The organism is Embleya sp. NPDC050493, assembly GCF_044458105.1.
Classification (GTDB): domain Bacteria; phylum Actinomycetota; class Actinomycetes; order Streptomycetales; family Streptomycetaceae; genus Embleya.
Map to the genome: position 1 here is coordinate 54,555 of NZ_JBITHP010000036.1, position 23,658 is coordinate 78,212.

The following is a 23,658-nucleotide window of genomic DNA, read 5'->3' on the forward strand; positions in this document are numbered from 1 at the left end:
CGGAATCCTCGAAGCGTGGGAACGGGTAGTCGAGACACGCACACGGCACGATGGGACGAAGTACCGGGAGACCCTGAAAAGGGTGCCAGACACCACACCGAAAACGGGAACCGGTCCCTGCGTTCGTTCGTCGGGGCGCACGCGGGGCCGGTGCGGGCGGCCAAGTAGCCTAGGTTTCGTGAGCAGGCACGGGAGCGGGAAACGACGGCGCACCTCGCCGGATCCGGACGACACGGGCGCACCGCACCCGGGCACGGCCGCGGACCCGGCGTCGGGGCACGTCGAGGACGCGTACGACGCGGGCTCCCCGGGCAGCGGTGAGTACGACGTGAGCCCGTACGGCAGTGGTGAATACGCGGCGTACGGAGCGGAGACGTATCCGCGGACCGACTACTCGCAGACCGACTACGCGCAGGGGGACTACGCGCAGGCGGACCACGAGCCGACGCAGTACGCGCAGGACGCCTACGAGCCGGCCCGGTACGAGCCCGCCGAGTACGAGTCCGGCGGCTACGCGGCCCACTCGGCGCCCGGCGGGGGGGAGTCGTACCCGTCCGAGGTGCCTCCCGCGGCGGGCTACGGCGCGAGTGCCTACGACCCGGCCACCGATCCTGCGCTCATGGGCGGGACCGCTGAATTCGCCGCCGTCGTCGACGAGTCGGCCGAAGCCGTCGAGCGCAGGTCCACCGAGGACCGACCCACCGAGAGCCGATCCACCGAGCGCCGACCCGCCGAGACCCGCGACGCGGACACCGGCATGCGTCCCGCGCCGCCTCCGCACGAGGGCAACATCATCAGGCTCGTCGCCGTCGGCAGCCTGATCTGGTTCGCGCTGTTCGTGCTCGCGTGGTTCATGCGCGACACGCTGGCGGACGACGACCGGGGCTGGTGGCCGTGGTGTGCGCTGGCCGGGTCGGGCCTCGGGCTGTTCGGGCTCTGGTACTGCCGCCGACTGCAAAGCGCCGACGAGGACTGAGCCGGGCGGCGGCCACTCGGCGCGAGCAATCCTCGCGACTGATGGCAAATAGCCACAAAATCCGACATTCGCTGACGTAGCTTCAGGGCATGATCGAAGCCCCCGCCACCATCACCGGGCTGACCACCGCCGAGGTCGCCGAACGCGTCGCGGACGGCCGCGTCAACGACGTGCCGGCCCGGTCCAGCCGCAGCACCTCGGCGATCGTCCGGGGCAACGTCTTCACCAGGTTCAACGCGATCATCGGCACGTTGTTCGTGGTGATCCTGATCGTCGGCCCGATCCAGGACGGCCTGTTCGGCCTGGTCATCGTCGCCAACACGGCGATCGGCATCATCCAGGAACTGCGCGCCAAGCACACCCTGGACGCCCTGGCGGTGGTCGGCGAGGCCAAGCCGCGGGTGCGCCGGGACGGGCACACCGCCGAACTGTCCGCGCGCGATCTGGTCCTGGACGACGTGTGCGAACTGGGCGCGGGCGAACAGGTCCTGGTCGACGGCGTGGTGATGGAGGCGGACGCACTCGAACTCGACGAGTCGTTGCTCACCGGCGAGATCGATCCGGTCCACAAGAAGGTCGGCGACCGGGTGATGTCCGGCAGCTTCGTGGCCGCCGGCAACGGCGCCTTCCGCGCGGGCAAGGTCGGCCGCGACGCGTACGCCGCCCGACTCGCCGAGGAGGCGGGCCGATTCACCCTGGTCGACTCGGAACTGCGCCGGGGCCTGGACCGGATCCTCAGCTACGTGACCTGGTTGATGATCCCGGTGGGAATCCTGCTGATCATCAGTCAGCTCCGTACCCACGACGGTCTGCCGAACGCGCTGCGCGGCATGGTCGCGGGCCTGGTCACCATGGTGCCCGAGGGCCTGATGTTGCTCACCTCGGTCGCGTTCGCGGTCGGTGTGGTGCGGCTGGGCCGCAAGCAGTGCCTGGTCCAGGAACTACCCGCGATCGAGGGCCTGGCCCGGGTCGACGTGGTCTGCCTGGACAAGACCGGCACGCTCACCGAGGGCGGCATGGACGTGGCCGAGGTGTGCCCGCTCGACGACACGCTGCCGATCGACGCGGCCCTGGGCGCACTGGGTACCTCCGACCGGCGGCCGAATGCGAGCCTCCAGGCGATCGTGGACGCCTACCCCGCGCCGCCGGATTGGCCGGTCACCGACGTCGCCGCGTTCTCCTCGGCCCGCAAGTGGAGCGGCGCGAGCTTCGACGGGCACGGGACGTGGCTGCTCGGCGCGCCCGACGTGCTGCTGCCCGAGGACCACCCGGTACTCGCCCGAGTCGACGAAATGGGCGGCCGGGGTCTGCGAGTGCTCCTGCTGGCGACCGCCGACGGGCTGACCGACGAGGCGGGCGGGCGGGCCCATCCCGCCGCGCTGGTGGTGCTGCAACAGCGGCTGCGTCCGGACGCCGCGGCGACGCTGCGCTACTTCGCGAGTCAGGACGTGGCGACCAAGGTGATCTCCGGCGACAACGCGCTCTCGGTCGGCGCGGTGGCCGCCAAGCTGGGCCTCGCCGGTGCCGAACACGCGGTGGACGCACGTCGGTTGCCCGAGGACCGAGCCGAACTCGGCCAGGCGTTGGAGGACAACACCGTCTTCGGCCGGGTCACCCCGCAGCAGAAGCGCGCGATGGTCGCGGCCCTCCAGGCCCGCGGTCACACGGTCGCGATGACCGGCGACGGCGTCAACGACGTGCTCGCGCTCAAGGACGCCGACATCGGCGTCGCGATGGGCGCGGGCAGCGGTGCGAGCCGTGCGGTCGCGCAGATCGTGCTCCTGGACAACAGCTTCGCGACGTTGCCCTCGGTGGTGGCCGAGGGCCGCAGGGTGATCGGCAACATCGAGCGGGTCGCGAACCTGTTCCTGGTCAAGACCGTGTACGCGCTGCTGCTGTCGCTGCTCACCGGCGTCGCGGGCGTGGTCTTCCCGTTCCTGCCCCGCCACCTCACCCTGATCGGCTCGCTCACCATCGGCGTACCGGCCTTCTTCCTGGCCCTCGCCCCGAACGCCGAACGCGCCCGGCCCGGCTTCGTCCCGCGCGTACTGCGCTTCGCGATCCCCGGCGGCGTGGTCGCCGCACTGGCCACGTTCCTGTCCTACTGGTTGGCCCACCTCAACCACGGCTCGAACCTCGACCAGGACCGCACCACCGCCGTGATCACCCTCTTCCTGGTCGCGACCTGGATCCTGGCGATCGTCGCCCGCCCCTACACGTGGTGGAAGATCGCCCTGATCGCGGCGATGGCGGCAGCCTTCCTGATCGCCCTCTACGTCCCCCCGGTAGCCGACTTCTTCGCCCTCTACCCCCAACACCAGGGCAACAACGGCACCGCGGTGGGCATCGCGCTCGTCGCCGCCGCCCTCCTCGAACTCGGCTGGCACATCTCGGGTTGGCTCCACCGCAAGAACGGCCGGGGAACCGGGAGCCCCTGACGGTCGGGATCGGCGGATCGGGGCCGGCGCGGCGGATGCCCCCGTCATGGGCGGCTCGGGCGGGGCGTGGGGCGCCGGGCTTGCTACTCCCCGGTCAGACCAGGTCGCCCGGGTCGGTGTTGGCGCCGCACAGTATGACCGCGACCTTCTCTCCGGCCGCGGGCGTGTAGGCGCCGGTGGAGAGGGCGGCCAGGGCGGTGGCGGCGGCGTGTTCGACGACGATGCGGAAGTTGTCCCACAGCGCCTGGCGGGATTCGATGATGGCCTTGTCGGAGACCAGGACCGAGAAGGCGCCGGTGCGTCGGGCCGTGGCCAGGGCCGTCGCGGAGACCCGGCGCGCGCCCAGGGAGTCGGCGGCGACGGAGTCGGTCGGTACGTCCACGACCTCGCCCGCCTCCAGCGCGGCGTTCAGGGCCCGGCAGTGTTCCGGTTCGACCGCGACCGTGCGGATCCCGTGTTCCTCGGCGGCGGTCGCCACGCCCGCGAACAGGCCGCCGCCGCCGACCGAGACGATGATCGTGTCCAGTTTCCCGGGCACACCGGCGAGCAACTCCGGCACCAGCGTGCCCGCACCCGCCGCGATCAGCGGATTGTCGTACGCGTGCGACAGCAGCGCGCCGGTCTCCCGGGCGAAGCGCTGCGACGCCTCCAGCGCGTCGGCGTACTCACGGCCGACGAGCAGCACGTCCGCGCCGTACGTCCGCAGCCGCTCGACCTTGATCCGCGGCGCGGTCTCCGGCAGGAACACCGTCGAGCGCACCCCCGCGCTGCGCGCCGCCCAGGCGCAGGCGAGGCCCGCGTTGCCGCCGGAGGCGATCACCACGCCGGCCTCGGGCATGGTGCCGGCCTCGATGTGCGCGGTGGTGAAGTTCGCGGCACCGCGTGCCTTGAACGACCCGGTGTGCTGGATGTACTCCAACGCGAGCCACACGTGCGGTGACGGGTGGATCGGCATCATGGTGACCGGCTGGGTCTGGCCCACGATGCGTTCGGCGGCGTTCCTGATGTCGCCGTAGGTCAGTTCGGGTGTGGCGGTATCCATGACGCCCGACCCTATGGGTTGTCCACCCGCCCACCCCTCGCAGACCCGCGCGTTCGGCGCGCGGGCGGCGCCGGCGCGACGTGCTCGGCACGGGCCGCGTGTGGCGCATCCGGGCCGCGCACGTTGCGATGCGGGAATGGTCCCGCACCGCCCGTCACCGTCCCGACAGCGCAAGGCTCGAATCGGCCCGATCCATGACAGCCTGTCAATTGTGGGGGTGTCGCCCGTGGGTCGAAGCTGACTCGCCATCAGTTCTTTCCCGACGAACGGTAGGGAGGTGGGATGTCCAGCCACTCCGGTGACGGGCAGACCCCCACGGCCACATCGCAGGCCCAACCCCAGGCCCAGCCCCAAGTACAGCGCCTGAAGGCGAATTCGGTCGGGCTCGTCGGGGTCGTCTTCATGGCGATCGCGACCGCCGCGCCGATCACCGCGATGACCGGCAACCTGCCGATCGCGGTCGGCTTCGGCAACGGCATCGGCGCACCCGCCGGCTACCTCTTCGCCACCCTGGTGCTGAGCGTGTTCTCCATCGGCTACGTCGCGATGGCCAAGCACATCACCTCGGCCGGCGCCTTCTACGGCTACATCTCGCACGGCCTGGGCCGAGTCGTGGGGATGGCCTCCGGGCTGCTCGCGGTGCTGGCGTACGTGGTCTTCGAGGCCTCCATCGTCGGCATCTTCGCCTACTTCGCGGACACCACCGTCAACGCCCAGTTCGGCGTCGACCTCAACTGGGCCGTCTACGCGTTGGGCATGCTCGCGGTGACCGCGCTGCTGTCGTACTTCGACATCCACCTCACCTCACGCCTGCTCGGCGTGCTGCTGGTCGCCGAGATCGCGGTGCTGGCCGCGATGGCGATCGCGGTCCTGGTCCAGGGCGGCGGCCCGGACGGGTTGTCCACCGCGCCGATCAACCCGGCCAACGCGTTCGAGGGGGCTGCCGGTCTCGGCCTGTTCTTCGCCTTCTGGTCCTGGGTCGGCTTCGAGTCCACCGCCATGTACGGCGAGGAGTCGCGCAATCCGAAGAAGGTCATCCCGCGCGCCACGCTGATCTCGGTGATCGGTGTCGGTCTGTTCTACGTGTTCGTGTCCTGGATGGCCATCGACGGCAGCGGACTGGAGAAGTCGAAGGAGATCGCGAGCGGTTCGACCCCGCTGGACGTCTTCTTCGGCCCCACCGGCGAGTTCATCGGCGGCTGGGCGGTCGACTGGTTCCAGTGGCTGCTGATCACCGGCTCGTTCGCGTGCGGCATGGCCTTCCACCAGTGCGCCTCGCGCTACCTCTACGCGATCGGCCGCGAGGGCTTCATCTCGCGCAGGCTCGGCAACACCCACCCGGTGCACGGCTCGCCGTACTTCGCCTCGTTCGTGCAGAGCGTGATCGCCACCGGCATCGTGCTGCTCTTCCTGGTCACCGATCAGGACCCCTACATCCACCTCTATACGCTGCTCGCGATCCTGGGCACGATGGCGATCCTGATCGTGCAGACCCTGTGCTCGTTCGCCGTCATCGGCTACTTCCACGTGGGCGGGAACCATCCGGAGACGGCGCACTGGTTCCGTACCTTCCTGGCCCCGCTCCTGGGGGGCATCGCGATGATCGCGGTGGTGGTCCTGCTGTTGCAGAACATGGAGACCGCCGCCGGCGCCGCGTCCGGATCGTTGCTCTTCAAGCTCACGCCGTACATCGTCGGCGGAGTCTTCGTCGGCGGCATCGCCCTGGCCCTGTACATGAAGGCCAGGAGCCCGGAACGGTACGAACTGATGGGCCGCATCATTCTGGAGGACGCCGGCGAACGGCCCGACGACGACGTGCTCGACGTCCCGGTGTCGGTCCGGTCCTGAACCGGCTCCCGGGTCGCGCCCCGGGGCACATCGCAACATCCGAACCCGAGTCCGGAACCGTAAGGGGCGCGCGGCCACACCGCGCGCCCCGTCGCGCCATCGCCCACAGGAGTGGGGTCGGGGCGTGCGATCGCATTCCCGAGTGCGCCATATGGACAGTGGGTTAGGCAAGCCTTACCTTCGGATCATGACGTTGCTTGATCTTCGGCAACCGGCACCGTGCCCCGCGTTCGCGGAGACCTTCCGTGCGCTCGGTGCCGCGTGCCCGCTGATCGCGGTCGAGCCCGGACGGCCGGGAGCGGATCGGCTGCACGCCGCGCGGCTGGCGAGCGACCCCGACGTGATCGCCGGCCTGTTGGCCGCCGAGCGCCGGCGGATCACCGCGGCGCTCGACGTCGAACCACGTGCCGACGCGATCGCGATGTGGGCGCTGCACGGCTACGCCTGGTACGCGTGCCTGATGCTCGCCGGGCCCTGGTTCCTGAACCGCCGCGTGCCGCTCGTGGGCCTGGCCGACGTGTGGATCGACGTCGACTCCGACCGCTCGGGCCGGTCCTTCACGGTCACCGCGGGCACCTTCGCCTGCCTGCCCGACGACCCGGACGCGGGCGCGACCGGCGCGCGCGTGGTGGCCGACGAGGCCGCCCTGCGGGCCGAACTGCTGCGCGCGGTGTCCGAGCACCTGGAGCCGCTGCTCGGCGCGTTCCGGTCACACCTGCGCCGAGGCGAGCGGGTGTTGTGGGGGATGGTGGCGGACGAGCTGGTGAGCGCCGTCTGGTATCTCGGCCGCATGCTCGGCCCGGCCGAGGGCGACCGCGCGGTCCGCGACCTGGGCGAACTGCTCCCCGGGAACACCGGCCGCTTCAAGCGCGAAGCGGGCTTTCGTACCCTGCGCGGCACCGAGGGCCGCACCCACCGCAACCGCACCCAGAGCGTGTGCTGCCTGTGGTACACCATCGACCCGAACGCCCTGTGCGGCACCTGCCCCCGTGCCGACGACGAGCGGCAGGCGGCCATTCTGGAAGGCCGTGCCTGAGCGACCCCGCGGCAGCCGGACCCGACGGGCCGGACGGCCGTGCGCCGGCAACCCCGGCCGTGCGCCGGGCATGACGGAACCCCGCGCCCTTGTGGGGAACGGGGCTCCGGATGAGCGTCGAGAACTCAGTGCTTCAGGTTGCGGACCGTGTCGTCGTAGCCCGGGACCTCGGTGATCGGGCGGGTGCCCGGACCGACATACAGGGCGGCCGGGCGCACCAGCCGCGAGGTGCGCTTGTGCTCCAGGATGTGCGCACTCCACCCGGCGGTCCGGGCGCAGGTGAACATCGAGGTGAACATGTGGGCCGGCACCTCGGCGAAGTCCAGCATCACCGCGGCCCAGAACTCCACGTTGGTGGCCAGGATCCGGTCGGGACGTCGAGCCTGGAGCTCCTCCAACGCCGCCTTCTCCAGTGCCGCGGCCACCTCGTAGCGCGGCGCCCCGAGCTCCTTGGCCGTGCGCCGCAGCACGCGCGCGCGGGGGTCCTCGGCACGATAGACCCGGTGGCCGAAGCCCATCAGGCGCTCGCCGCGGTCGAGGACGCCCTTGACGTACGCCGTGGCGTCGCCGGTGCGCTCGATCTCCTCGATCATGTGCAGCACGCGCGAGGGCGCACCGCCGTGCAGCGGGCCGGACATCGCGCCGACCGCGCCGGACAGACATGCCGCGACGTCGGCGCCGGTGCCCGCGATCACGCGCGCGGTGAACGTCGAGGCGTTCATGCCGTGCTCGGCCGCCGACGTCCAGTAGGCGTCGACCGCCTTGACGTGCTGCGGGTCCGGCTCGCCGCGCCAGCGGATCATGAAGCGCTCGACGATGGTCTGCGCCTTGTCGATCTCGCTCTGCGGCACCATCGGCTTCTCCAGGCCGCGGGCCGACTGGGCGACGTACGACAGCGCCATCACGGCGGCCCGGGCGAGATCGTCCCGCGCCTGGGCGTCGTCGATGTCGTGCAGCGGTTTCAGACCCCACACCGGAGCGAGCATGGCCAGCGCGCTCTGCACGTCCACGCGGACATCGCCCGAATGGATCGGGATCGGAAACGGTTCGGCCGGTGGCAGGCCGGGGTTGAACGCCCCATCCACCAGCAGGCCCCAGACGTTGCCGAACGAGACGTGGCCGACGAGGTCCTCGATGTCCACACCTCGGTACCGGAGCGCGCCACCCTCCTTGTCGGGTTCGGCGATCTCCGTCTCGAACGCTATGACTCCTTCGAGCCCGGGTACGAACTCGGACATCAGGCGGCTCCTCATGCGATCTCGACTGACTTGTGGCCGGGTCCTTCATACCCCGCACTACCACACCGTGTCTTCCCCCGAACGAGGCCGGGGCGCATGGTGCCGATCATGCTCCGCACCTGGGATCCGCCGGTGATTCGGGGAGGTGTTCCGCTCGGTCCGGGCGAGGCCGGGATGGTGCCTCGCCTGAAGGTATGGGCCGATCGAAGTCCGTCGGTCAGGATATCTCTTGATATCGAGACGACCTACGCCGGAACACGCCCGGGCGAGTGAGGTCCGGCACAAACCGGCCGGGTTCGGTCGTCCCGGCATCATCCGGCAGGGGGTGACCGTGCCGGCGGCGGGCGCCGAGTGGTACTCGTTGTCCGTGGAGTTCACCGAGCTTGCCGCCATGCGCCGGCAGTACCGAGGCGAAGGCATCGACGTCTGCGCACTGCCGCCGACCCCCTTCCCGTTGTTCACCGCGTGGCTGGCCGAGGTGGCCGCTGCCGAGTTGCCCGAGCCGAACGCGATGGTGGTCGCGACCGCGACGCCGGACGGCCGGCCGAGCATGCGCACGGTGCTGCTCAAGGAGTTCGACGAGCAGGGCTTCGTCTTCTATACGAACTACGGCTCGCGCAAGGGCACCGAACTGGACGCGAACCCGGCGGTGAGCCTGCTCTTCCCGTGGCACGCGCTCGCCCGCCAGGTGATCGTGAGCGGATCCGCCGAACGGGTGTCGCGCGAGACCACCGCCGAGTACTTCCGCTCCCGGCCGCGCGGCTCGCGGATCGGGGCCTGGGCCAGTGAGCAGTCCAGCGTGGTGTCCGGGCGGGACCAGTTGGAGAAGCGCTACGCGGAGGCCGCGGCAGGGTTCGCGGACATCGACGACATCCCGGTGCCGGAGTTCTGGGGCGGCTACCGGGTCCGGCCGGATGCCGTGGAGTTCTGGCAGGGGCGGGAGAACCGGATGCACGACCGGCTGCGCTACCTGCGCGAGGGCGGCGAGGGCACCCGGTGGCGGTTCGAGCGACTGAGTCCGTGAGCACGTTCGGCCGGTTCGGTGTGCGGGTGGGCGCGCGGCCTGATCGGCGTGAGCCGGCGCCGAAGGCGCCCGACAAAGCAGCGACCCGCAGGTCGCTTCTCCGTCCACCTCGGTGAGGTGGAACGAAGGCCGGGGGACGATCCCGGCGACCTGCGGGTCGGGTGTCTGCCTGGTGTTGCCGGCCGCCTGCCTGCGTCCGTCGCGGTGCACTCACGACGGGGCCTGCCGAGCCGGTAAACCGGAGTGGCGGCTAGCGGGCAGCCACCTCACGCGTCCGAATGCTATGCAACTTCAGACCACCTCCTCTCCCGTGTGCCAGTGAGGTTAGATCGGCCCGAGAGCGGGTGCAACGCATTTTCGGGGTGCCCGATCCCACATCGAAATCAGGAATAGATGCAGGGCACATTGGGATTGGATAGCGCGGGTGCCCCCTGCCTCGAAGCGCCTCGCCCGGGCCGTCCTCGCGGACGTGACCCCGCTCCGCGAGTTCCCCGACTTCCGTCGTCTGTGGTTCGGCCACTCGGTCTCCTCGCTGGGTCAGCAGATGACCGCGGTCGCCGTGGCGATCCAGGTGTACGCGCTGACCGGGTCCAGCTTCGCCGTCGGTCTGGTGGGGCTGTGTTCGGTGGTGCCGCTGATCGTGTTCGGGCTGCTCGGCGGTGCGATCGCGGACAGCGTGGATCGCCGACTGGTCGGCCTGGTGACCGCGAGCGGGCTCTCCGCGGTGTCGATCGTGCTGGCCGCGCAGGCGTTCCTCGATCTCGGCCAGGTGTGGCTGCTGTACGCGGCGGTGGCGGTGCAGTCGGCGTTCTTCGCGGTGAACAACCCCGCGCGGACCTCCATGCTCCCCAAACTGCTGCCCGTGGAGCGGTTGCCCGCCGCGAACGCGCTGAACTCGATAGCCATGGCGCTCGCGATGACGATCGGGCCGATGCTCGGCGGCCTGGTGATCGGCCTGTGGAGCTTCCAGGCCGCATATCTGATCGATGCGCTCGCCTTCTCCGCGGCGCTGCACGCGATGTGGCGGCTGCCGTCGATGCCGCCGACCCGGGCCGAGGGCGGGCCCAGGCGGGCCTCGGTGCTGGAGGGGCTGCGCTTTCTGCGGAGCAGGCCCAACATCCGGATGACGTTCCTGACCGACATCGTCGCGATGGTGTTCGGCATGCCGCGCGCGCTGTTCCCGGCGATGGCCGCGACGCTGTACGGCGGCGGGGCGACCACGGTCGGCCTGCTGGTCGCGGCGCCCGCGGTGGGCTCGCTCGCGGGCGGGTTGTTCTCCGGCGGGCTGGGCCGGGTGCAGCGGCAGGGGCGCGCGGTCGTGCTCGCGGTGATCGCGTGGGGCACGTGCATCGCGGTGTTCGGGCTGGGCGGCCCGCTGTGGCTGGGCCTGATCCTGCTGGCCCTCGCCGGCTGCGCGGACACCATCAGCATGGTCTTCCGCAACACGATCATGCAGGTGGCGACCCCGGACGAGATGCGGGGGCGGCTGGCCGGCGTGTTCATCGTGGTGGTCGCCGGCGGGCCCCGGCTCGGCGACTTCGAGGCCGGGTCGGTGGCGGCGCTGAGCACCGCGCGGATCTCCGTGGTCAGCGGTGGACTGGCCTGCGTGATCCTGGTGATCGCGCTGTCGCTGCGATGGCGCGGCTTCTGGCGCTACGACGCCCGCGACCCGCAGCCGTAGCAACCCGGGCTGCGGATGGGGTCGGCCCGACCGGGCAGCACCGACCCGATCCGGCCGCGCCGACCCGGTCGGATCGGCGCGGCCCGGTCGAACGGCGCGGTGCGCGGCTCAGCCGCGCGGTGCGATCCACACCTGTTCGGCGTGTGCGGCCACCCGGCCCTCGGCGTCGTAGAGCGTCGTCGCGGTACGCACCTTGCGGCCCTCCCGGCCGAGTCGGCGACCGAGGACGACGCACGGCTCGTCCGGGTAGGGCAGCGCGTACACGTGCGCGGTCATCCGGCCGAGCAGCAGCGCGGTGTCCCGGTCCATCCCGGTCCAGCCGCCGGGGCAGTCGAGCGCGGCCCAGACGAACTCGGGGCCGACCTGCTCGCTTCCGGGCGCGACCAGCGAGGCGTGCGGGGTCCACACGCATGCGTTGGTGTCCGGCCGGTCCGTGAGCATGCCCGGGAACAACCGCAGGCCGTCGCCCTCGGCCCGTTCGGTGCCGCACACGAAGCACTCGGTGTAGGGGTTCCACGCGGCGAACCCGGGGAAGGACCGGCTCGCCTCGACCGCCTCGGCGGGGGTCACCGGGTCGATCGGCGTGGGCAACGGCAGCGCGGCGTCGACCGCTACCGCCTCGGCGATCGGCCCGTCGTCCCGGTGCAGCGTCAGCACACCCGTGCCGGCGTCGTGCGCGAGCGCCAGCGGTCGGTCCAGCGGCACCGCGCGGCGCAGCGTCACGGTCACCCCGGAGGCCGTCCCGCCGCTCGCGCGGCCGGCCAGCAGACCGGCCAGGTAGCCGCCGTTGCCGATGCCCGGCGGCCCGTTGAACCGGCCCGGGACCACGATCGTGGCCGCGCGCGGGTCGGGCGCGCCGACCGACTCGGTCGACCCCGGGTCGGCTGCCTGATCGGACGCCTGCTCGGCCCCGGTCGGCGTGGACGACCGATCGGCCGACGACTTCCGGTCCGGGGTCCGCCGATCCGCGGCCTGCCGGTCCGAAGATTGGGACCGTGCGTTGGGATGCACTGCCGGGTTCACCTCAGATAGAAGATCCGGTCCGCGTGTTCGGTCAGCAACCGCTCGTTCCACGCGGCTCCGCCCTCGACGTTCGCGGACATGAACACCGGGGGTTCGATCCCCCGGGAGACCAGGTGGCCGATCACGCCGACCATGAGCGCCTGGAGCACCGCGGAGCACACCACGCCCGAGGTCGGGCCGATCCGCTGCGGTACGCCATCCGCCTCGAGGGCGGCGTCGCCCGGCGGGATGGCGGTGTCCAGCACGACGTCGCAGTTGTCGAGGACCCGGGTACCCGACGGATGCCTGGGCGATTCGGCCTCGCTGGCCACGACCGATGTGACGCCGACCACGAGCGCGCCGCGCTCGCGCGCGCGCCGGGCCATCTCCACGGGCAGCCCGTTGCGTCCGGACAGCGAGATCACCACGAGCACGTCGCCCTCGCGCAGGCCCGCGCCGTCCAGCACCGGGCCGGCCAGCTCGGCGAGCTTCTCCACCGCGGTGCTGACGGTGATCGGGCGCACGGAGAGTTCGTTGCCGGGGGCGATCAGCGGGTTGGCCAGGATCAGGCCGCCCGCGCGGTAGACCACGTCCTGCGCGGCGAGCGCGGAGTGGCCACCGCCGAAGACGAAGAGCCGGCCACCGGCGGCCAGCGACTCGGCGATGCGGTCCGCGGCCCGGTCGATGGTGGGCAGTTCTTCGTCCCGCAGCCGTTCCAGCAGTCCGATCGCCGCGTCGAGGTAGCGCGCACCCAGCTCGACCATGCCCGGTCCTCCCGTTTCCTTCGGTGCGTTCGGAGCTTCGTCCTCGGATCCGCCGTGCGTACGCGGATCCGGCACCTTACCGCCGGATCGCCTCGTAGCGGTCGAGTGCGACGCGTCTTTCCTCGGCGTGCTCGACGATCGGATCGGGATAGCCCGGGACGCCGATCCTCCACGGCTCGTGCACCGCCTTGCCCGCGATGGCACGCAGTTCGGGCACGTAGCGCCGAACGTAGTCCCCGTCGGGGTCGAACCGGCGGCCCTGGGTGATCGGATTGAAGATCCGGAACCACGGCGAGGCGTCGGTGCCGCAGCCCGCCGTCCACTGCCAGCCGTGGCTGTTGGAGGCCGGGTCGCCGTCCACCAGGTGCCGCATGAAGTGTGCCGCGCCGCGGGTCCACTCCTGGTGCAGGTCCTTGACCAGGAAGGACGCGACCACCATCCGTACCCGATTGTGCATCCAGCCCTCGGCGAGCAGTTGCCGCATTCCGGCGTCCACGAACGGGAAGCCGGTCCGGCCCTCGCGCCACGCGTCGAACAGCGCGTCGGCGTCCGGGCCGGTGTCGTAGCGCATCCCGGCCATGTCCCGGTTCAGGTACTCCCGCGCGGTCTCCGGGTGGTGCCACAACACGTCGGCGTAGAACTCGCGCCAGGCCAGTTCGGCGCGGAAGGTCTCGTCGACGCGGCCGGCGAGCAGCGTGCGCGGGTGGATCTCGCCGAACTTCAGGTGCACCGACAGCCGCGAGGTGCCGGCCAGGTCGGCCCGGTCGCGCAACTCGCGGTACCGATCCAGGCCGTGCGCGCGGAACGCCTCCCAGGTCGCGCGGGCGACGCGCTCGCCCGCCTCGGGCAGCCGTACCCCGGCGGGCGCGGGCGCGGCGGGTGGCGCGACCGCGTCGGTGTCCGCCCACGCGAGGTCGGCGGGCAGCGGCAGCGGGTCGGGCCGGCCGTGTTCGAGCCACGCGCGCAGGAACGGCGTGAACACCCGGTACGGCGTCCCGTCGGTCTTGACCACCCGCCCCGGAGCCACCGCGTACGGCGACCCGGTGGCCCGGAACGGCACGTCGAGCGCCGCCGCCACGGCCGCGTCGCGGGTGCGCCCGTAGGGCCCGAAGTCGGCGGAGACGTGCACCTCGGCGGCGCCGACCTCGCGCACGAGCGCGGGCACCTCGCGGGCCGGGTCACCCACGCGGAGCACCAGGTGTCCGCCGAGTTCGCGCAGGTCCTCGTCCAGGGCGCGCAGCGAGTCGACCAGGTGCGCGCGGCGTGCGGGCCCCGAGGCGTCCCACAACACCGGGTCGAACACGAACAGCGGCAGCACCCGGGCGGGCTCGCCGTCCCCGGTGCCGGGAAAGCCGGTGCCGGCCGCGGCGTGCAGCGCCGGATGGTCGGCCAGCCGCAGGTCCCGCCGGAACCAGAGCACGTGTACACGATCGAGGGATCCGGACGGGCGCGAGGTCTTCCGGGATGGCAATGGCATACCGGAACGTTATGACCGTACGCACTCGACGACGTGGGCCCACACGGGCGGGGCACACGTACGGATGACGCGGGGGCACGCGCCGGACGGCGCGAGCGGGGCAAACCGCGGGGACCCGATCGGCCGGACGTCCGCATCGGCGGTTCAGGTGCGTCAGAATTGCACGGCAGGACCACCCAAGAACGGAGCCGCTGGTCGTGAGTGGACTCATCGACACCACGGAGATGTACCTCCGGACGATTTTCGAGCTGGAGGAGGAGGGCGTGGTCCCGCTGCGGGCGCGGATCGCGGAACGGCTCGAGCAGAGCGGGCCGACCGTGAGCCAGACCGTGGCACGTATGGAGCGGGACGGGTTGTTGACGGTCGAGGGCGACCGTCATCTGGAACTGACGACCGAAGGGCGGGGAATCGCGACTCGGGTCATGCGCAAGCACCGACTCGCCGAGTGCCTGCTCGTGGACGTCATCGGATTGCCCTGGGAACAGGTGCACGCCGAGGCGTGCCGTTGGGAGCACGTGATCAGTGAGCAGGTGGAACGTCGCCTGCTCGAACTGCTGCGCTACCCGAAGGAATCGCCGTACGGCAACCCGATCCCGGGCCTGGAGGAGCTGGACCAGGAACTGCACGCCGACTCCTTCAAGGAAGGCGGGCTGGTCACGCTGCTCGAGTCGGCGGGGCCGGAAGGCAAGAACGTCGTGGTGCGGCGGCTCGGTGAGCCGCTGCAGACCGACGCCCAACTGATGTACACGTTGCGCCGGGCCGGGATTCGTCCCGGGGCGGTCGTGAGTGTGCACGAGTCCGCGGGTGGCGTGATGGCGGGCAGCGGCGGCGAAGCCGCGGAGCTGTCGCCGGAGGTCGCGTCGCACGTGTTCGTGGCCGCACGGTAGTCGCGGGTATACCCGCGGGATTTCGGGCCCTCGTTGCCGGTTGGTTCGGCATCGAGGGCCCGTTGCGTTCCGGGTGGCTCGCAAAGGTGTCCCCACCCGGCCCACCCGGCCCACCCGGCGCACGCGTGCCGCCGGGTGGGCCCGCTGCGGCCTTGCCGGCAACCGGCCGCCCGGTGGCGCCCGGCGGCGGGGGCGCGTCGGTGGGCCGGGTGGGGCGGCGGCGGTCCGTGTGTGGGGGAGTTACCTGGCCTCGACCATGGAACGGCCGCAGGCGTAGGCGATCGGGCTGACCAGTTCGCGGGCCTCGGGGAGCCAGCGGTTGACTTCGGTGGGTTCGCGGGCCCACGAGGCGCTGCCGGAGCTGCCCATCCGGGACGGCGGGGCGACCACCCAGTCGCCCTCGCCCTTGGGGATCAGGTCGATCGCGCTGGTGCCCCAGCCGATGCGACGCAACATCTCGCCCATCTTGTCCCGGGCGCCGGGCAACACGAGGAACTGGAGCCGGCGGGTCGGCGTCGCGATCACCGGCCCGAGCGGCAGGCCCATGCGTTCGAGCCGGGCCAGCGCGAGGCAGCCGGCCTGCTCCGGGACGTCGATCACGTCGAAGCCGCGACCGGTGGGCAGCAGGATCGCCGCGTCCGGATGTTCGTTCCACCAGCGCCGGACCAGCGCCGGCGAGCTGGCCGCCTGGACCGCCCAGTCGCGCAGGATCGGGTGCGCGCCGGGGGTGGCACACGCGGGATGACCGCAACTGCAACGACGCCCCGCACTGTTCTCGACCACCGAGGCGCCGGGAACCACGTCCCAGTGGCGGTCCTCGGCGTAGCGGACTGCGGTCTCTACAAGCGTGTCGCGGGCGAGTTGCCGGGCCCCCAGGGTGTCTTCCACGTGCTGCACAACTGCGCGGCCCCGCGATGGTTACGGCCGGGCGGCGCCCCGCTCGCGGCCGCCTGTACGGTGCACCCCGAACGGCGCCGGGTCGCGCGCCGCGCGGCCGCGCTCCGGGCAGGTGAGACCGGATGATCAGGGGCGACGAGATCATCGCTCGCCATCCGGCGCAAGGGGGGCGCATGGGTGCAGAACCGGGGGCGCAATGAAGGGTGCCCTATCCGCTGCTCTATACGGGTCACTACGCTCCGTACGCGGATGACATTTCATACGACTGCCGGGCAACATCGGCAATTCCTGCCGATCCGGATCTTTCGGCGTGGGGATGGCGTCCGCTGGACACGCATCACGGACTCATCAGGCATCAGGGCACGGACACGAGGGGACCGCACGATCCCCGTCGCGCCGGTCCCGCATGTCGCAATCCCGCACCAACGGTCGGGGAGGGAACGCCGATGGCCGCGCGAACGCAGGCGACGAGGCAGCCCAACGAGAGGCTGACGGCACTGATCCAGGAGGCCGGCTGCTCGAATGCCGGGCTCGCCCGGCGGGTCAACATGTGCGGGGCCGAGCACGGCATGGATCTGCGCTACGACAAGACCTCGGTGGCCCGTTGGCTGCGCGGTCAGCAGCCGCGCGGCGCGGTGCCGAACCTGATCGCCGAGGCGATCGGCCGCAAGCTCGGCCGACCGGTCACCGTCGAGGAGATCGGCATGGCCGACGGCCGCTCGCTGGCGACCAACGTCGGCCTCCAGTTCGCCGCCACCCCGGCGGCCACCGTCGAGGTGGTCACCGAGCTGTGGCGCAGCGACGTGAACCGGCGCGACTTCCTGCTCAACTCCTCGGTGGCGGTGGCCGCGCTGGTCGCACCCAGTCGGGACTGGCTGATCACCGAGCCGGACGCGCAGGTGGCCAGGATCGGCGGGCCGCGGGTGGGGGCCTCCGACATCGAGGCGGTGTGTGCGACCACGGACATGTTGTCCGCGCTGGACCACCGGTTCGGCGCCGGGCACATCCGTCCGGTCGTGGTGCATTACCTGGGCAGCGTGGTCACCCAGCTGCTCAACGGGACCTATTCCGACGAGACGGGCCGAGCGCTGTTCGCGGCCGTGGCCCGACTCACCGAGCTGGCCGGCTACATGGCCGTGGACACCGGCCAGCCGGGTCTCGCCCAGCGTTACTACATCCAGGCCCTGCGGCTGACCCAGGCCGCGGGCGACCGCGCCTACGGCGGCTATGTGCTGGCGGCCGGGATGAGCCACCTCGCGGGCAGCCTGGGCAACCCGCGCGAGATCACCCAACTCGCCCGCGCCGCCCAGGAGGGCGCCAAGAACGAGGCGACGCCGACCACCCAGGCGATGTTCCACGCCGCCGAGGCGCGCGGGCACGCGCTGCTCGGCGACGCGCGCGCCTGCGAGGCCTCGCTGGCGCGGGCCCAGTCCGCGATGGACGTCGCCGTACCGGACGAGGATCCGTCCTGGATAGGGCACTTCTCCCAGGCGTACCTCTCCGACGAATTCGCGCACTGTTACCGCGACCTGGACCGTCCCCGACAGGCCGAGGCGGCGGCCCGCGCGGCCCTGGACGGGCACGCCGACACACGGGTGCGCCGGCGCGCGGTCGACACCCTCCTGCTCGCCACCGCACACCTGCAGCAGAACCGGCTCGACGAGGCGTGCGCGGTCGGCGCCGAGGCACTGGACCTGGTGGGGCGGCTGCACTCGGCGCGCGGCCTGGAATACCTCAAGGACTTCCAGCGCCGGCTGGAACCGTACCGGGACGAGCACGTGGTCCGGGAATTCGCCGAAGCCGTGCACGCCGTGCCGGTCTGAGCCCCGCCCGGGCCGCCGACCTGCGGCGCAGCGGGCAACACGGCCCGCCGCCGAGGGCGCGGACGGCGCCGCCGCGAGGTGCGCCGCTGTTCGTCACTCGAACGTCTGAGTTACCGTCGGGCGGACGGATTACCGGCCGCCGGGCGGCCCGGACGGTCGCACGACCGCCGGACACGACGGCCTCGGGCGACGAACGGGTGGATGGCATGGGATCGGCTGGATCGGGCGGACGGGGCCCCAATGGCGAGCAGCCGGGGCCCTCGCCCTTCGGCCCGCTCGAACTCCCGCGCGACGAGACCGAGGTGCTGCCGAGGTTCGAGGACTACGCGGACCAGGGACCCCCGCAGGGCTACGGCGCGCCGCAGCCGTACCCCGGGCGGCAACAGCCCTACGACGCCGACGCGTACCGGCCGAACCCGGCCCACCCGAGCCCGCCGGGTGCCCCGGCCGAGCAGCCCGGCGCGACCCGGCTCGGCCCGCAGCCCGCGTTCGCGCCGCCGGCCGGACCCGGCCAGGTGCCGCCGCGCCCGTCGCACGCACCGCCGGGGGCGCCCGCGGCCGCACCGACGGGAGCCCCGCCGGCCGGGCCCGACCTGTTCCGGCCGAGCCCGTCGCCCGCCGCCGGACCGGCCGACGCCACCCAGGTGTTCCCGGCCAACCTGTTCCGGGACGAGGGACCGCCGGCCGGAACGGGAGCGGTGGACGCACCCGGGCAGCCGACGCCCGCGCCCTACGCGCCGCCGGCCGCGCCGCCCGGCCACGCGTCGCCGTCCGCCGGGTATGCCGCGCCGCAGCCCTACACCCCGCACTACGCGCCGCCGACCGGCCCGCCGCACGGCCCCGGCCCCGGTAACCACGCCGACCCGGGTCCGGCCGGCCGCTCGCGGACCCCGCTGATCGCCGCCGGTGTCGGGGCGCTCGTGGTGGTCGCCGCGATCGGCGTGTTCGCCAGTGGTGCGTTCGGCGACGACGAGAAGAGCGACACCGCGGACAAGGGCGCCGCGGCCGCCACGACCGGCGCGCCCGCCAAGCCGGGCGCCTCGGCCGGCGCCACGCCCGGCACCACCGCACCGCCCGCCAAGGCCGACGACGGCGCCGCCGAGCAGGCGACCGCCGTCGACCGACTGCTCCAGGACGGCGCCGGATCCCGGCAGACCGTGTCCCGGGCCGTGCAACAGATCCAAAAGTGCGAGGACCCCGCGGCCGGCGCGCAATCGTTGACCGAGGCCGCCCGACAGCGCGACCAGCAGATCGCCGGCCTGGGCAAGCTCACCACCGACAAGCTCAGCGGCGGCACCGAACTGGTCGCGGGCCTGCGCGACGCGTGGGCCGCCTCCGCCGAGTCGGACCGCGAACTCGCGGCCTGGGGAACCGAGATGGCCCACGGCGGCTGCAAGGGCCACCACGCGGAGAACACCGACCACAAGCGCGCCGCCGACCGCGCGAGCGGCCGGGCCACCACCGCGAAGAACAAGGTCGTCGGGCTGTGGAACCCGATCGCGACGACCTACAACCTCAAGAAGCGCACCGCCGGCGAGTTCTGACCCGCGCGCCCCGCCGGCCCGCAGCCGGGCGGACGCCTTTCTCGGCCCATGCGCTAACTCCCGCGTGACCGTCCGGCAACAGCGCCGTAACACACGTCGGCGAGTCTCACCCCATGGAGACAGGCACGAGGGCCGAACCGCTGATCGGGTTCACCATCGGCGTCACCGCGGCCCGGCGCCGCGAGGAACTCGTCGCGCTGCTCCGGGATCTGGGCGCCAAGGTGGTCGACGCGCCCACCGTGCGGATCGTGTCGCCGGCCGACGACCCGATCCTGCGCCGGGCCACCGACCGCGCTCTGGAGCAGCGACTCGACTACGTCGTGGCCACCACCGGGGTGGGCTGGCGCGGCTGGTTCGCCGCCGCCGAGAGCTGGGGGCGCGCCGCGCGATTGACCGCGGCGTGCCGGGCCGCCGTACTGGTCTGCCGCGGGCCCAAGGCCGGCACCGCGGTGCGGGCGTGCGGCCTGCGCGAGGTGTACTCGGCCGGGTCCGACGCCGGCGACGAGGTGCTGGCCTGGCTGCTCGCCCGCGACCTGCGTGGGCGGCGGATCGCGGTGCAGGAACACGGTGCACCGCCGGAGGGTTTCGTCGACGCGCTGCGGGCACGCGGCGCCGACGTGCTTCGGATCCCGGTCTACCGCTGGGGTCCGCCGGACGATCCGGGTGCGGTCCGCCGCCTGGTGGAGCAGACCGTGCGCCGTGAGCTGCACGCGCTCACCTTCACCAGTGCGCCCGCGATCGGCGCGTTCCTGGAGGCCGCCGAGGAACAGGGCCGCAGGGCCGACGTGTTGGCCGCGCTGCGCGCCGACGTGCTGCCGGTGTGCATCGGGCCGGTGTGCGCCCGGCCGTTGGCCGAGCAGGGCGTGGAATCCGTGTGGCCCGAGCGCGGCCGGCTCGGCTCGCTGGTGCGCACGATCACCGAGGCGCTGCCCGCCCGGGCCCGCCGCGAGCTGCACACCGACACCGAGCGCCTGGTCCTGCAGGGCAACGCGCTGCTGGTCGACGGCCGGACCATCTGGCTGCCGCCGGTACCGGGCGCGGTGTTGCGCGCGCTCGCCGAGAAGCCGGGCTGGGTGCTCAGCCGAGCCGAACTGCTGCGTCGGGTGTGGGCCGACACGCGCACCGACGAACACGCCGTGGAGGCGGCGGTGGCCCGGCTGCGCACGGCGCTGGGCCCGTACGCCGGCCTGGTCCGCACGGTCACCAAGCGCGGATACCGGCTGGCCGTGGACCCGTGAGCCGCCGGCCGCGGCGCCGCGAGCGAAGCGGTATATTTCCAGCGCCCGCCACCCCCCGCCTGGTAGGAGCCGAGGGCCAACCCGCACCATGGCTGGGTGACAGGGGGTGAACACGAACCTTGATACGCATACGGAAACGCACACGACTGTCGGCGGTCGTGCTGTTCGCCACGACCATGGCCGGTGCCGCCGCGTGCTCCGGATCCTCCGACACCGGCCGGATCGCCGACACGGTGGCCAGCGCCGGGCCGAGTTCGGCGCGACTGTCCTCCACCGGCTCCAAGCCGGACCCGGCGGACCGCCCGAGCGGCAGCGTGCCGCCGGTGGTTCCGCCCGCCGCCGCCGGTGACACCGCCGAATCGGGGGTCTACGGCAGCGAGTTGCTGACCCACCTGCGGACCACCCCGCACGGGGGACACGTGACCAGGGTCCGGGTGGTCAGCTCGTACAAGGTCTACAAGGTCACGCTCGAAACCGACCTGGTGCGCGGCGACGGCTCGAATGTGCGGGCCGAGGAGATCGTTCGCGACCGGGCGGGCAAGCTGCTCACCGAGACCGCGCAGTGGGCCGAGGACCACCCGGCGCTGTGGGTCGGCGGGATCGAGATCCTCGACTCGGACCGCGACGCGATTGACTTCCGGCTCGGCGCCGAGCGGGACGACCGCAAGCCGGCCGCGGACGACTACGGCGCCGCGATGCTGGCCGCGCTGCACACCACCGCGGAGGGGACCCGGCTGCAGCAGGTGCGGCTCACCCTGGACCACAAGGGCAAGTACGAGGTGGCGATCGACACCGACCTGTCCTCGCACCTGCCGGGGGACTACACGACCGAGGCCGCGCAGGCGTTCAACACCGCGGCCCGGATCCTGCGCGAGGCGCAGAACTGGATCCGCGACCACCCGGGCTTCGAGGTGGCCGCGCTGCGCGTATACGACCTCGAACGCGGACTGATCACGATAAAGGTGGTCGACTGAGTCGACCCGAGTCGACCGCGTGGACCGGGCCGGCCGGGCCGACCGGCCGTCGCCCGCGCTGCGGACCGCCCGGTTGCCGGGATCGGTCCGGTCTGCGGCATGATCGGTGGGAATCCGAGGTGATCGAAAGCATCCCGCCCGAAACCGATCGGGAGCGGAACGGGAGCGGATCGGCGAAACGGAAGCGGAGACAGGGGAGGAGGCGCCACGATGGCACGTATGCGCCAGAGCACCGTTCCGTGGTGGCGTTGGCGGGCCCAGGTCCGCTCCGCGCTGCACATGTTCGGCGACCCGACGTTCCAGCGCGAGTCCTGGCTGGCCGGCCGCCCGGAGTACGGCTCGATCACCGATGCCGTCTATCGCCTCGTCGGCGACTCGTGGCTGGACCGCTGGTCCGCGAGCACCTACGTCGGCTGCCTGGTCGCGGACGCGGACGAGGCCGCGCTGGTGGACGCCGCGGTGCTGGAGATCCTCGCCGTCCTGCACGACATCGGTGAGGACGCGCCCGCGCCCGCCTACCTCACCCACCCGCGCTGGCCGCAGGTCGTGGCCACCTCACGGGCCGCACACGTGGCGCTCGCGAAGACGGACGAGGACGACCCGGACGCGCCGCCCGACTCGCTCGACGTGCTGCGCATCCGTACCGGCGGGCGCTGAGCCCGCGCGGGACGTGGGATCCTGTACGACCGGCGGGGCCGGCCCGCAGGCAGGCGGATCGGGCCCCGCAGCCGAGCCGGCGGACCGGACATCCGGAAGGCCGTACGAATGCCGCAGTTGGAGAAGAAGGGCGCGTCCATGACCGAGCAGACCCAGCCAGTCGACGGCACCGGTGCCGGGGCGACCGGCGGCCAGTACGTCCTGACGCTGTCCTGCCCGGACAAGCGCGGCATCGTGCACGCGGTCGCCAGCTTCCTGATGATGACCGGCTGCAACATCGTGGACAGCCAGCAGTTCGGCGACCGCGACACCGGTCTGTTCTTCATGCGCGTGCACTTCACCGCCGAGCAGGGCGTCGAGCTGGACGCGCTGCGGGCCGGCTTCACCGCGGTCGGTGCGTCCTTCCACATGGACTGGCAGATCCACGACGGCGACGCGCGGATGCGCGTGTTCGTGATGGTCAGCAAGTTCGGTCACTGTCTGAACGACCTGCTCTTCCGCAGCAGCATCGGCGCGCTGCCGATCGAGATCGTGGGCGTGGTGTCCAACCACCGCGACTTCGAGGAGTTGTCCCGCTCGTACGGCGTGCCGTTCCACCACATCCCGGTCACCCGGGAGACCAAGCCGGAGGCCGAGGCGCGACTGCTCGCCCTGGTGCGCGAGAACGACGTGGAACTGGTGGTGCTGGCCCGGTACATGCAGGTCCTGTCGAACGACCTGTGCAAGCAGCTCGAAGGCCGCGCGATCAACATCCACCACTCGTTCCTGCCGAGCTTCAAGGGCGCCAAGCCCTACCACCAGGCACACGCGCGCGGGGTCAAGCTGATCGGCGCGACCGCCCACTACGTCACGGGCGACCTGGACGAGGGCCCGATCATCGAGCAGGAGGTCGAGCGGGTGGACCACGCGGTCACCCCCGCGGGCCTGGTCGCGGTCGGCCGCGACGTCGAGTGCCAGGCGCTCTCGCGCGCGGTCAAGTGGCACTCCGAGCGGCGCGTGCTGCTCAACGGGACCCGCACCGTCGTCTTCACCTGAGCGCACGGCCGGCGCGTGCTGCTCGGGGGCGCCCGCACCGTCCTCTTCAGTCGAGCGCCCGACCGGCGCCGGCCCGG

At 72.2% G+C, this 23,658-nt stretch carries 19 protein-coding genes; 13 read left to right on the top strand and 6 right to left on the bottom strand.

The features are described from left to right. The first annotated feature begins 178 nt into the window (after positions 1-178). Together ACIBM5_RS41455 and ACIBM5_RS41460 are read left to right on the top strand one after the other, a co-directional pair. Positions 179-976, top strand: a complete 798-nt coding sequence (locus ACIBM5_RS41455) for a hypothetical protein (protein ID WP_396011862.1) — start codon at positions 179-181, stop codon at positions 974-976. Between the two features lie 89 nt (positions 977-1,065). Beyond that, a complete protein-coding gene (locus ACIBM5_RS41460) occupies positions 1,066-3,414 on the top strand; it encodes an HAD-IC family P-type ATPase (RefSeq protein ID WP_396011863.1) in 2,349 nt (782 codons plus the stop codon). Positions 3,415-3,508: 94 nt separating this feature from the next. Here the strand turns inward: ACIBM5_RS41460 and ACIBM5_RS41465 are convergent, their stop codons facing one another. Beyond that, the gene (locus tag ACIBM5_RS41465) at positions 3,509-4,456 is read right to left on the bottom strand and encodes a threonine/serine dehydratase (protein WP_391586621.1); all 948 of its coding nucleotides are present in this window, start codon (positions 4,454-4,456) and stop codon (positions 3,509-3,511) included. Between the two features lie 282 nt (positions 4,457-4,738). Between ACIBM5_RS41465 and ACIBM5_RS41470 the strand changes: the two genes are divergently transcribed. Next, complete coding sequence (locus tag ACIBM5_RS41470; RefSeq protein WP_391586622.1) at positions 4,739-6,304, top strand: APC family permease; 1,566 nt, start codon at positions 4,739-4,741, stop codon at positions 6,302-6,304. Positions 6,305-6,491: 187 nt separating this feature from the next. Further along, on the top strand, positions 6,492-7,340 hold the full coding sequence (locus ACIBM5_RS41475) for a (2Fe-2S)-binding protein (protein WP_396011864.1): 849 nt from the start codon (positions 6,492-6,494) through the stop codon (positions 7,338-7,340). A gap of 125 nt (positions 7,341-7,465) precedes the next feature. On the opposite strand, the gene ACIBM5_RS41480 is transcribed toward ACIBM5_RS41475, so the two are convergent. Beyond that, complete coding sequence (locus ACIBM5_RS41480; protein WP_391586624.1) at positions 7,466-8,578, bottom strand: citrate synthase 2; 1,113 nt, start codon at positions 8,576-8,578, stop codon at positions 7,466-7,468. 325 nt (positions 8,579-8,903) lie between these two features. Between ACIBM5_RS41480 and pdxH the strand changes: the two genes are divergently transcribed. Continuing rightward, on the top strand, positions 8,904-9,602 hold the full coding sequence (gene pdxH, locus ACIBM5_RS41485) for a pyridoxamine 5'-phosphate oxidase (RefSeq protein ID WP_396011865.1): 699 nt from the start codon (positions 8,904-8,906) through the stop codon (positions 9,600-9,602). Between the two features lie 424 nt (positions 9,603-10,026). Beyond that, positions 10,027-11,283, top strand: coding sequence for an MFS transporter (locus ACIBM5_RS41490; RefSeq protein WP_396011866.1), 1,257 nt, complete (start codon positions 10,027-10,029; stop codon positions 11,281-11,283). A 108-nt stretch (positions 11,284-11,391) separates the two neighbouring features. Here the strand turns inward: ACIBM5_RS41490 and ACIBM5_RS41495 are convergent, their stop codons facing one another. The 3 genes from ACIBM5_RS41495 to ACIBM5_RS41505 all read right to left on the bottom strand — a co-directional run bounded on the left by ACIBM5_RS41495 (position 11,392) and on the right by ACIBM5_RS41505 (position 14,526). Continuing rightward, positions 11,392-12,294, bottom strand: a complete 903-nt coding sequence (locus ACIBM5_RS41495; protein WP_396011867.1) for a hypothetical protein — start codon at positions 12,292-12,294, stop codon at positions 11,392-11,394. An 8-nt stretch (positions 12,295-12,302) separates the two neighbouring features. Then, entirely contained in the window at positions 12,303-13,049 is a 747-nt protein-coding gene (locus tag ACIBM5_RS41500) for a sugar isomerase domain-containing protein (protein ID WP_396011868.1), read from the bottom strand. 76 nt (positions 13,050-13,125) lie between these two features. Further along, positions 13,126-14,526 carry a cryptochrome/photolyase family protein gene (locus tag ACIBM5_RS41505; protein ID WP_396011869.1) on the bottom strand — a complete coding sequence of 467 codons (1,401 nt, stop codon included), beginning with the start codon at positions 14,524-14,526 and terminating at the stop codon, positions 13,126-13,128. Between the two features lie 197 nt (positions 14,527-14,723). Between ACIBM5_RS41505 and ACIBM5_RS41510 the strand changes: the two genes are divergently transcribed. Then, the gene (locus ACIBM5_RS41510; RefSeq protein ID WP_391586629.1) at positions 14,724-15,413 is read left to right on the top strand and encodes an iron dependent repressor, metal binding and dimerization domain protein; all 690 of its coding nucleotides are present in this window, start codon (positions 14,724-14,726) and stop codon (positions 15,411-15,413) included. Between the two features lie 240 nt (positions 15,414-15,653). On the opposite strand, the gene ACIBM5_RS41515 is transcribed toward ACIBM5_RS41510, so the two are convergent. Beyond that, entirely contained in the window at positions 15,654-16,310 is a 657-nt protein-coding gene (locus ACIBM5_RS41515) for a bifunctional DNA primase/polymerase (protein WP_396011870.1), read from the bottom strand. A gap of 446 nt (positions 16,311-16,756) precedes the next feature. Between ACIBM5_RS41515 and ACIBM5_RS41520 the strand changes: the two genes are divergently transcribed. The 6 genes from ACIBM5_RS41520 to purU all read left to right on the top strand — a co-directional run bounded on the left by ACIBM5_RS41520 (position 16,757) and on the right by purU (position 23,581). Continuing rightward, positions 16,757-18,133 (top strand): transcriptional regulator, encoded by a 1,377-nt coding sequence (locus ACIBM5_RS41520; RefSeq protein ID WP_391586631.1) that lies wholly within the window; start codon positions 16,757-16,759, stop codon positions 18,131-18,133. A 206-nt stretch (positions 18,134-18,339) separates the two neighbouring features. After that, positions 18,340-19,677, top strand: a complete 1,338-nt coding sequence (locus ACIBM5_RS41525; RefSeq protein ID WP_396011871.1) for a hypothetical protein — start codon at positions 18,340-18,342, stop codon at positions 19,675-19,677. Positions 19,678-19,790: 113 nt separating this feature from the next. Further along, entirely contained in the window at positions 19,791-20,915 is a 1,125-nt protein-coding gene (locus ACIBM5_RS41530; RefSeq protein ID WP_396011872.1) for a uroporphyrinogen-III synthase, read from the top strand. Between the two features lie 158 nt (positions 20,916-21,073). Next, positions 21,074-21,889 carry a hypothetical protein gene (locus ACIBM5_RS41535; protein ID WP_396011873.1) on the top strand — a complete coding sequence of 272 codons (816 nt, stop codon included), beginning with the start codon at positions 21,074-21,076 and terminating at the stop codon, positions 21,887-21,889. A 219-nt stretch (positions 21,890-22,108) separates the two neighbouring features. Next, on the top strand, positions 22,109-22,546 hold the full coding sequence (locus ACIBM5_RS41540) for a hypothetical protein (protein ID WP_391586868.1): 438 nt from the start codon (positions 22,109-22,111) through the stop codon (positions 22,544-22,546). A gap of 138 nt (positions 22,547-22,684) precedes the next feature. Continuing rightward, the gene (gene purU / locus ACIBM5_RS41545) at positions 22,685-23,581 is read left to right on the top strand and encodes a formyltetrahydrofolate deformylase (RefSeq protein ID WP_396011874.1); all 897 of its coding nucleotides are present in this window, start codon (positions 22,685-22,687) and stop codon (positions 23,579-23,581) included. Positions 23,582-23,658: the final 77 nt, after the last annotated feature.

Excerpts from the sequence above, each read along its gene's own strand:
- ACIBM5_RS41460 (WP_396011863.1), top strand. The coding sequence starts at position 1,066 with ATGATCGAAGCCCCCGCCACCATCACCGGGCTGACCACCGCCGAGGTC.
- ACIBM5_RS41480 (WP_391586624.1), bottom strand. The coding sequence starts at position 8,578 with ATGTCCGAGTTCGTACCCGGGCTCGAAGGAGTCATAGCGTTCGAGACG.
- ACIBM5_RS41520 (WP_391586631.1), top strand. The coding sequence starts at position 16,757 with ATGGCCGCGCGAACGCAGGCGACGAGGCAGCCCAACGAGAGGCTGACG.
- ACIBM5_RS41540 (WP_391586868.1), top strand. The coding sequence starts at position 22,109 with ATGCGCCAGAGCACCGTTCCGTGGTGGCGTTGGCGGGCCCAGGTCCGC.
- ACIBM5_RS41470 (WP_391586622.1), top strand. The coding sequence starts at position 4,739 with ATGTCCAGCCACTCCGGTGACGGGCAGACCCCCACGGCCACATCGCAG.
- purU (WP_396011874.1), top strand. The coding sequence starts at position 22,685 with ATGACCGAGCAGACCCAGCCAGTCGACGGCACCGGTGCCGGGGCGACC.
- ACIBM5_RS41525 (WP_396011871.1), top strand. The coding sequence starts at position 18,340 with ATGGGATCGGCTGGATCGGGCGGACGGGGCCCCAATGGCGAGCAGCCG.
- ACIBM5_RS41500 (WP_396011868.1), bottom strand. The coding sequence starts at position 13,049 with ATGGTCGAGCTGGGTGCGCGCTACCTCGACGCGGCGATCGGACTGCTG.
- ACIBM5_RS41475 (WP_396011864.1), top strand. The coding sequence starts at position 6,492 with ATGACGTTGCTTGATCTTCGGCAACCGGCACCGTGCCCCGCGTTCGCG.
- ACIBM5_RS41465 (WP_391586621.1), bottom strand. The coding sequence starts at position 4,456 with ATGGATACCGCCACACCCGAACTGACCTACGGCGACATCAGGAACGCC.
- ACIBM5_RS41530 (WP_396011872.1), top strand. The coding sequence starts at position 19,791 with ATGGAGACAGGCACGAGGGCCGAACCGCTGATCGGGTTCACCATCGGC.
- ACIBM5_RS41505 (WP_396011869.1), bottom strand. The coding sequence starts at position 14,526 with ATGCCATTGCCATCCCGGAAGACCTCGCGCCCGTCCGGATCCCTCGAT.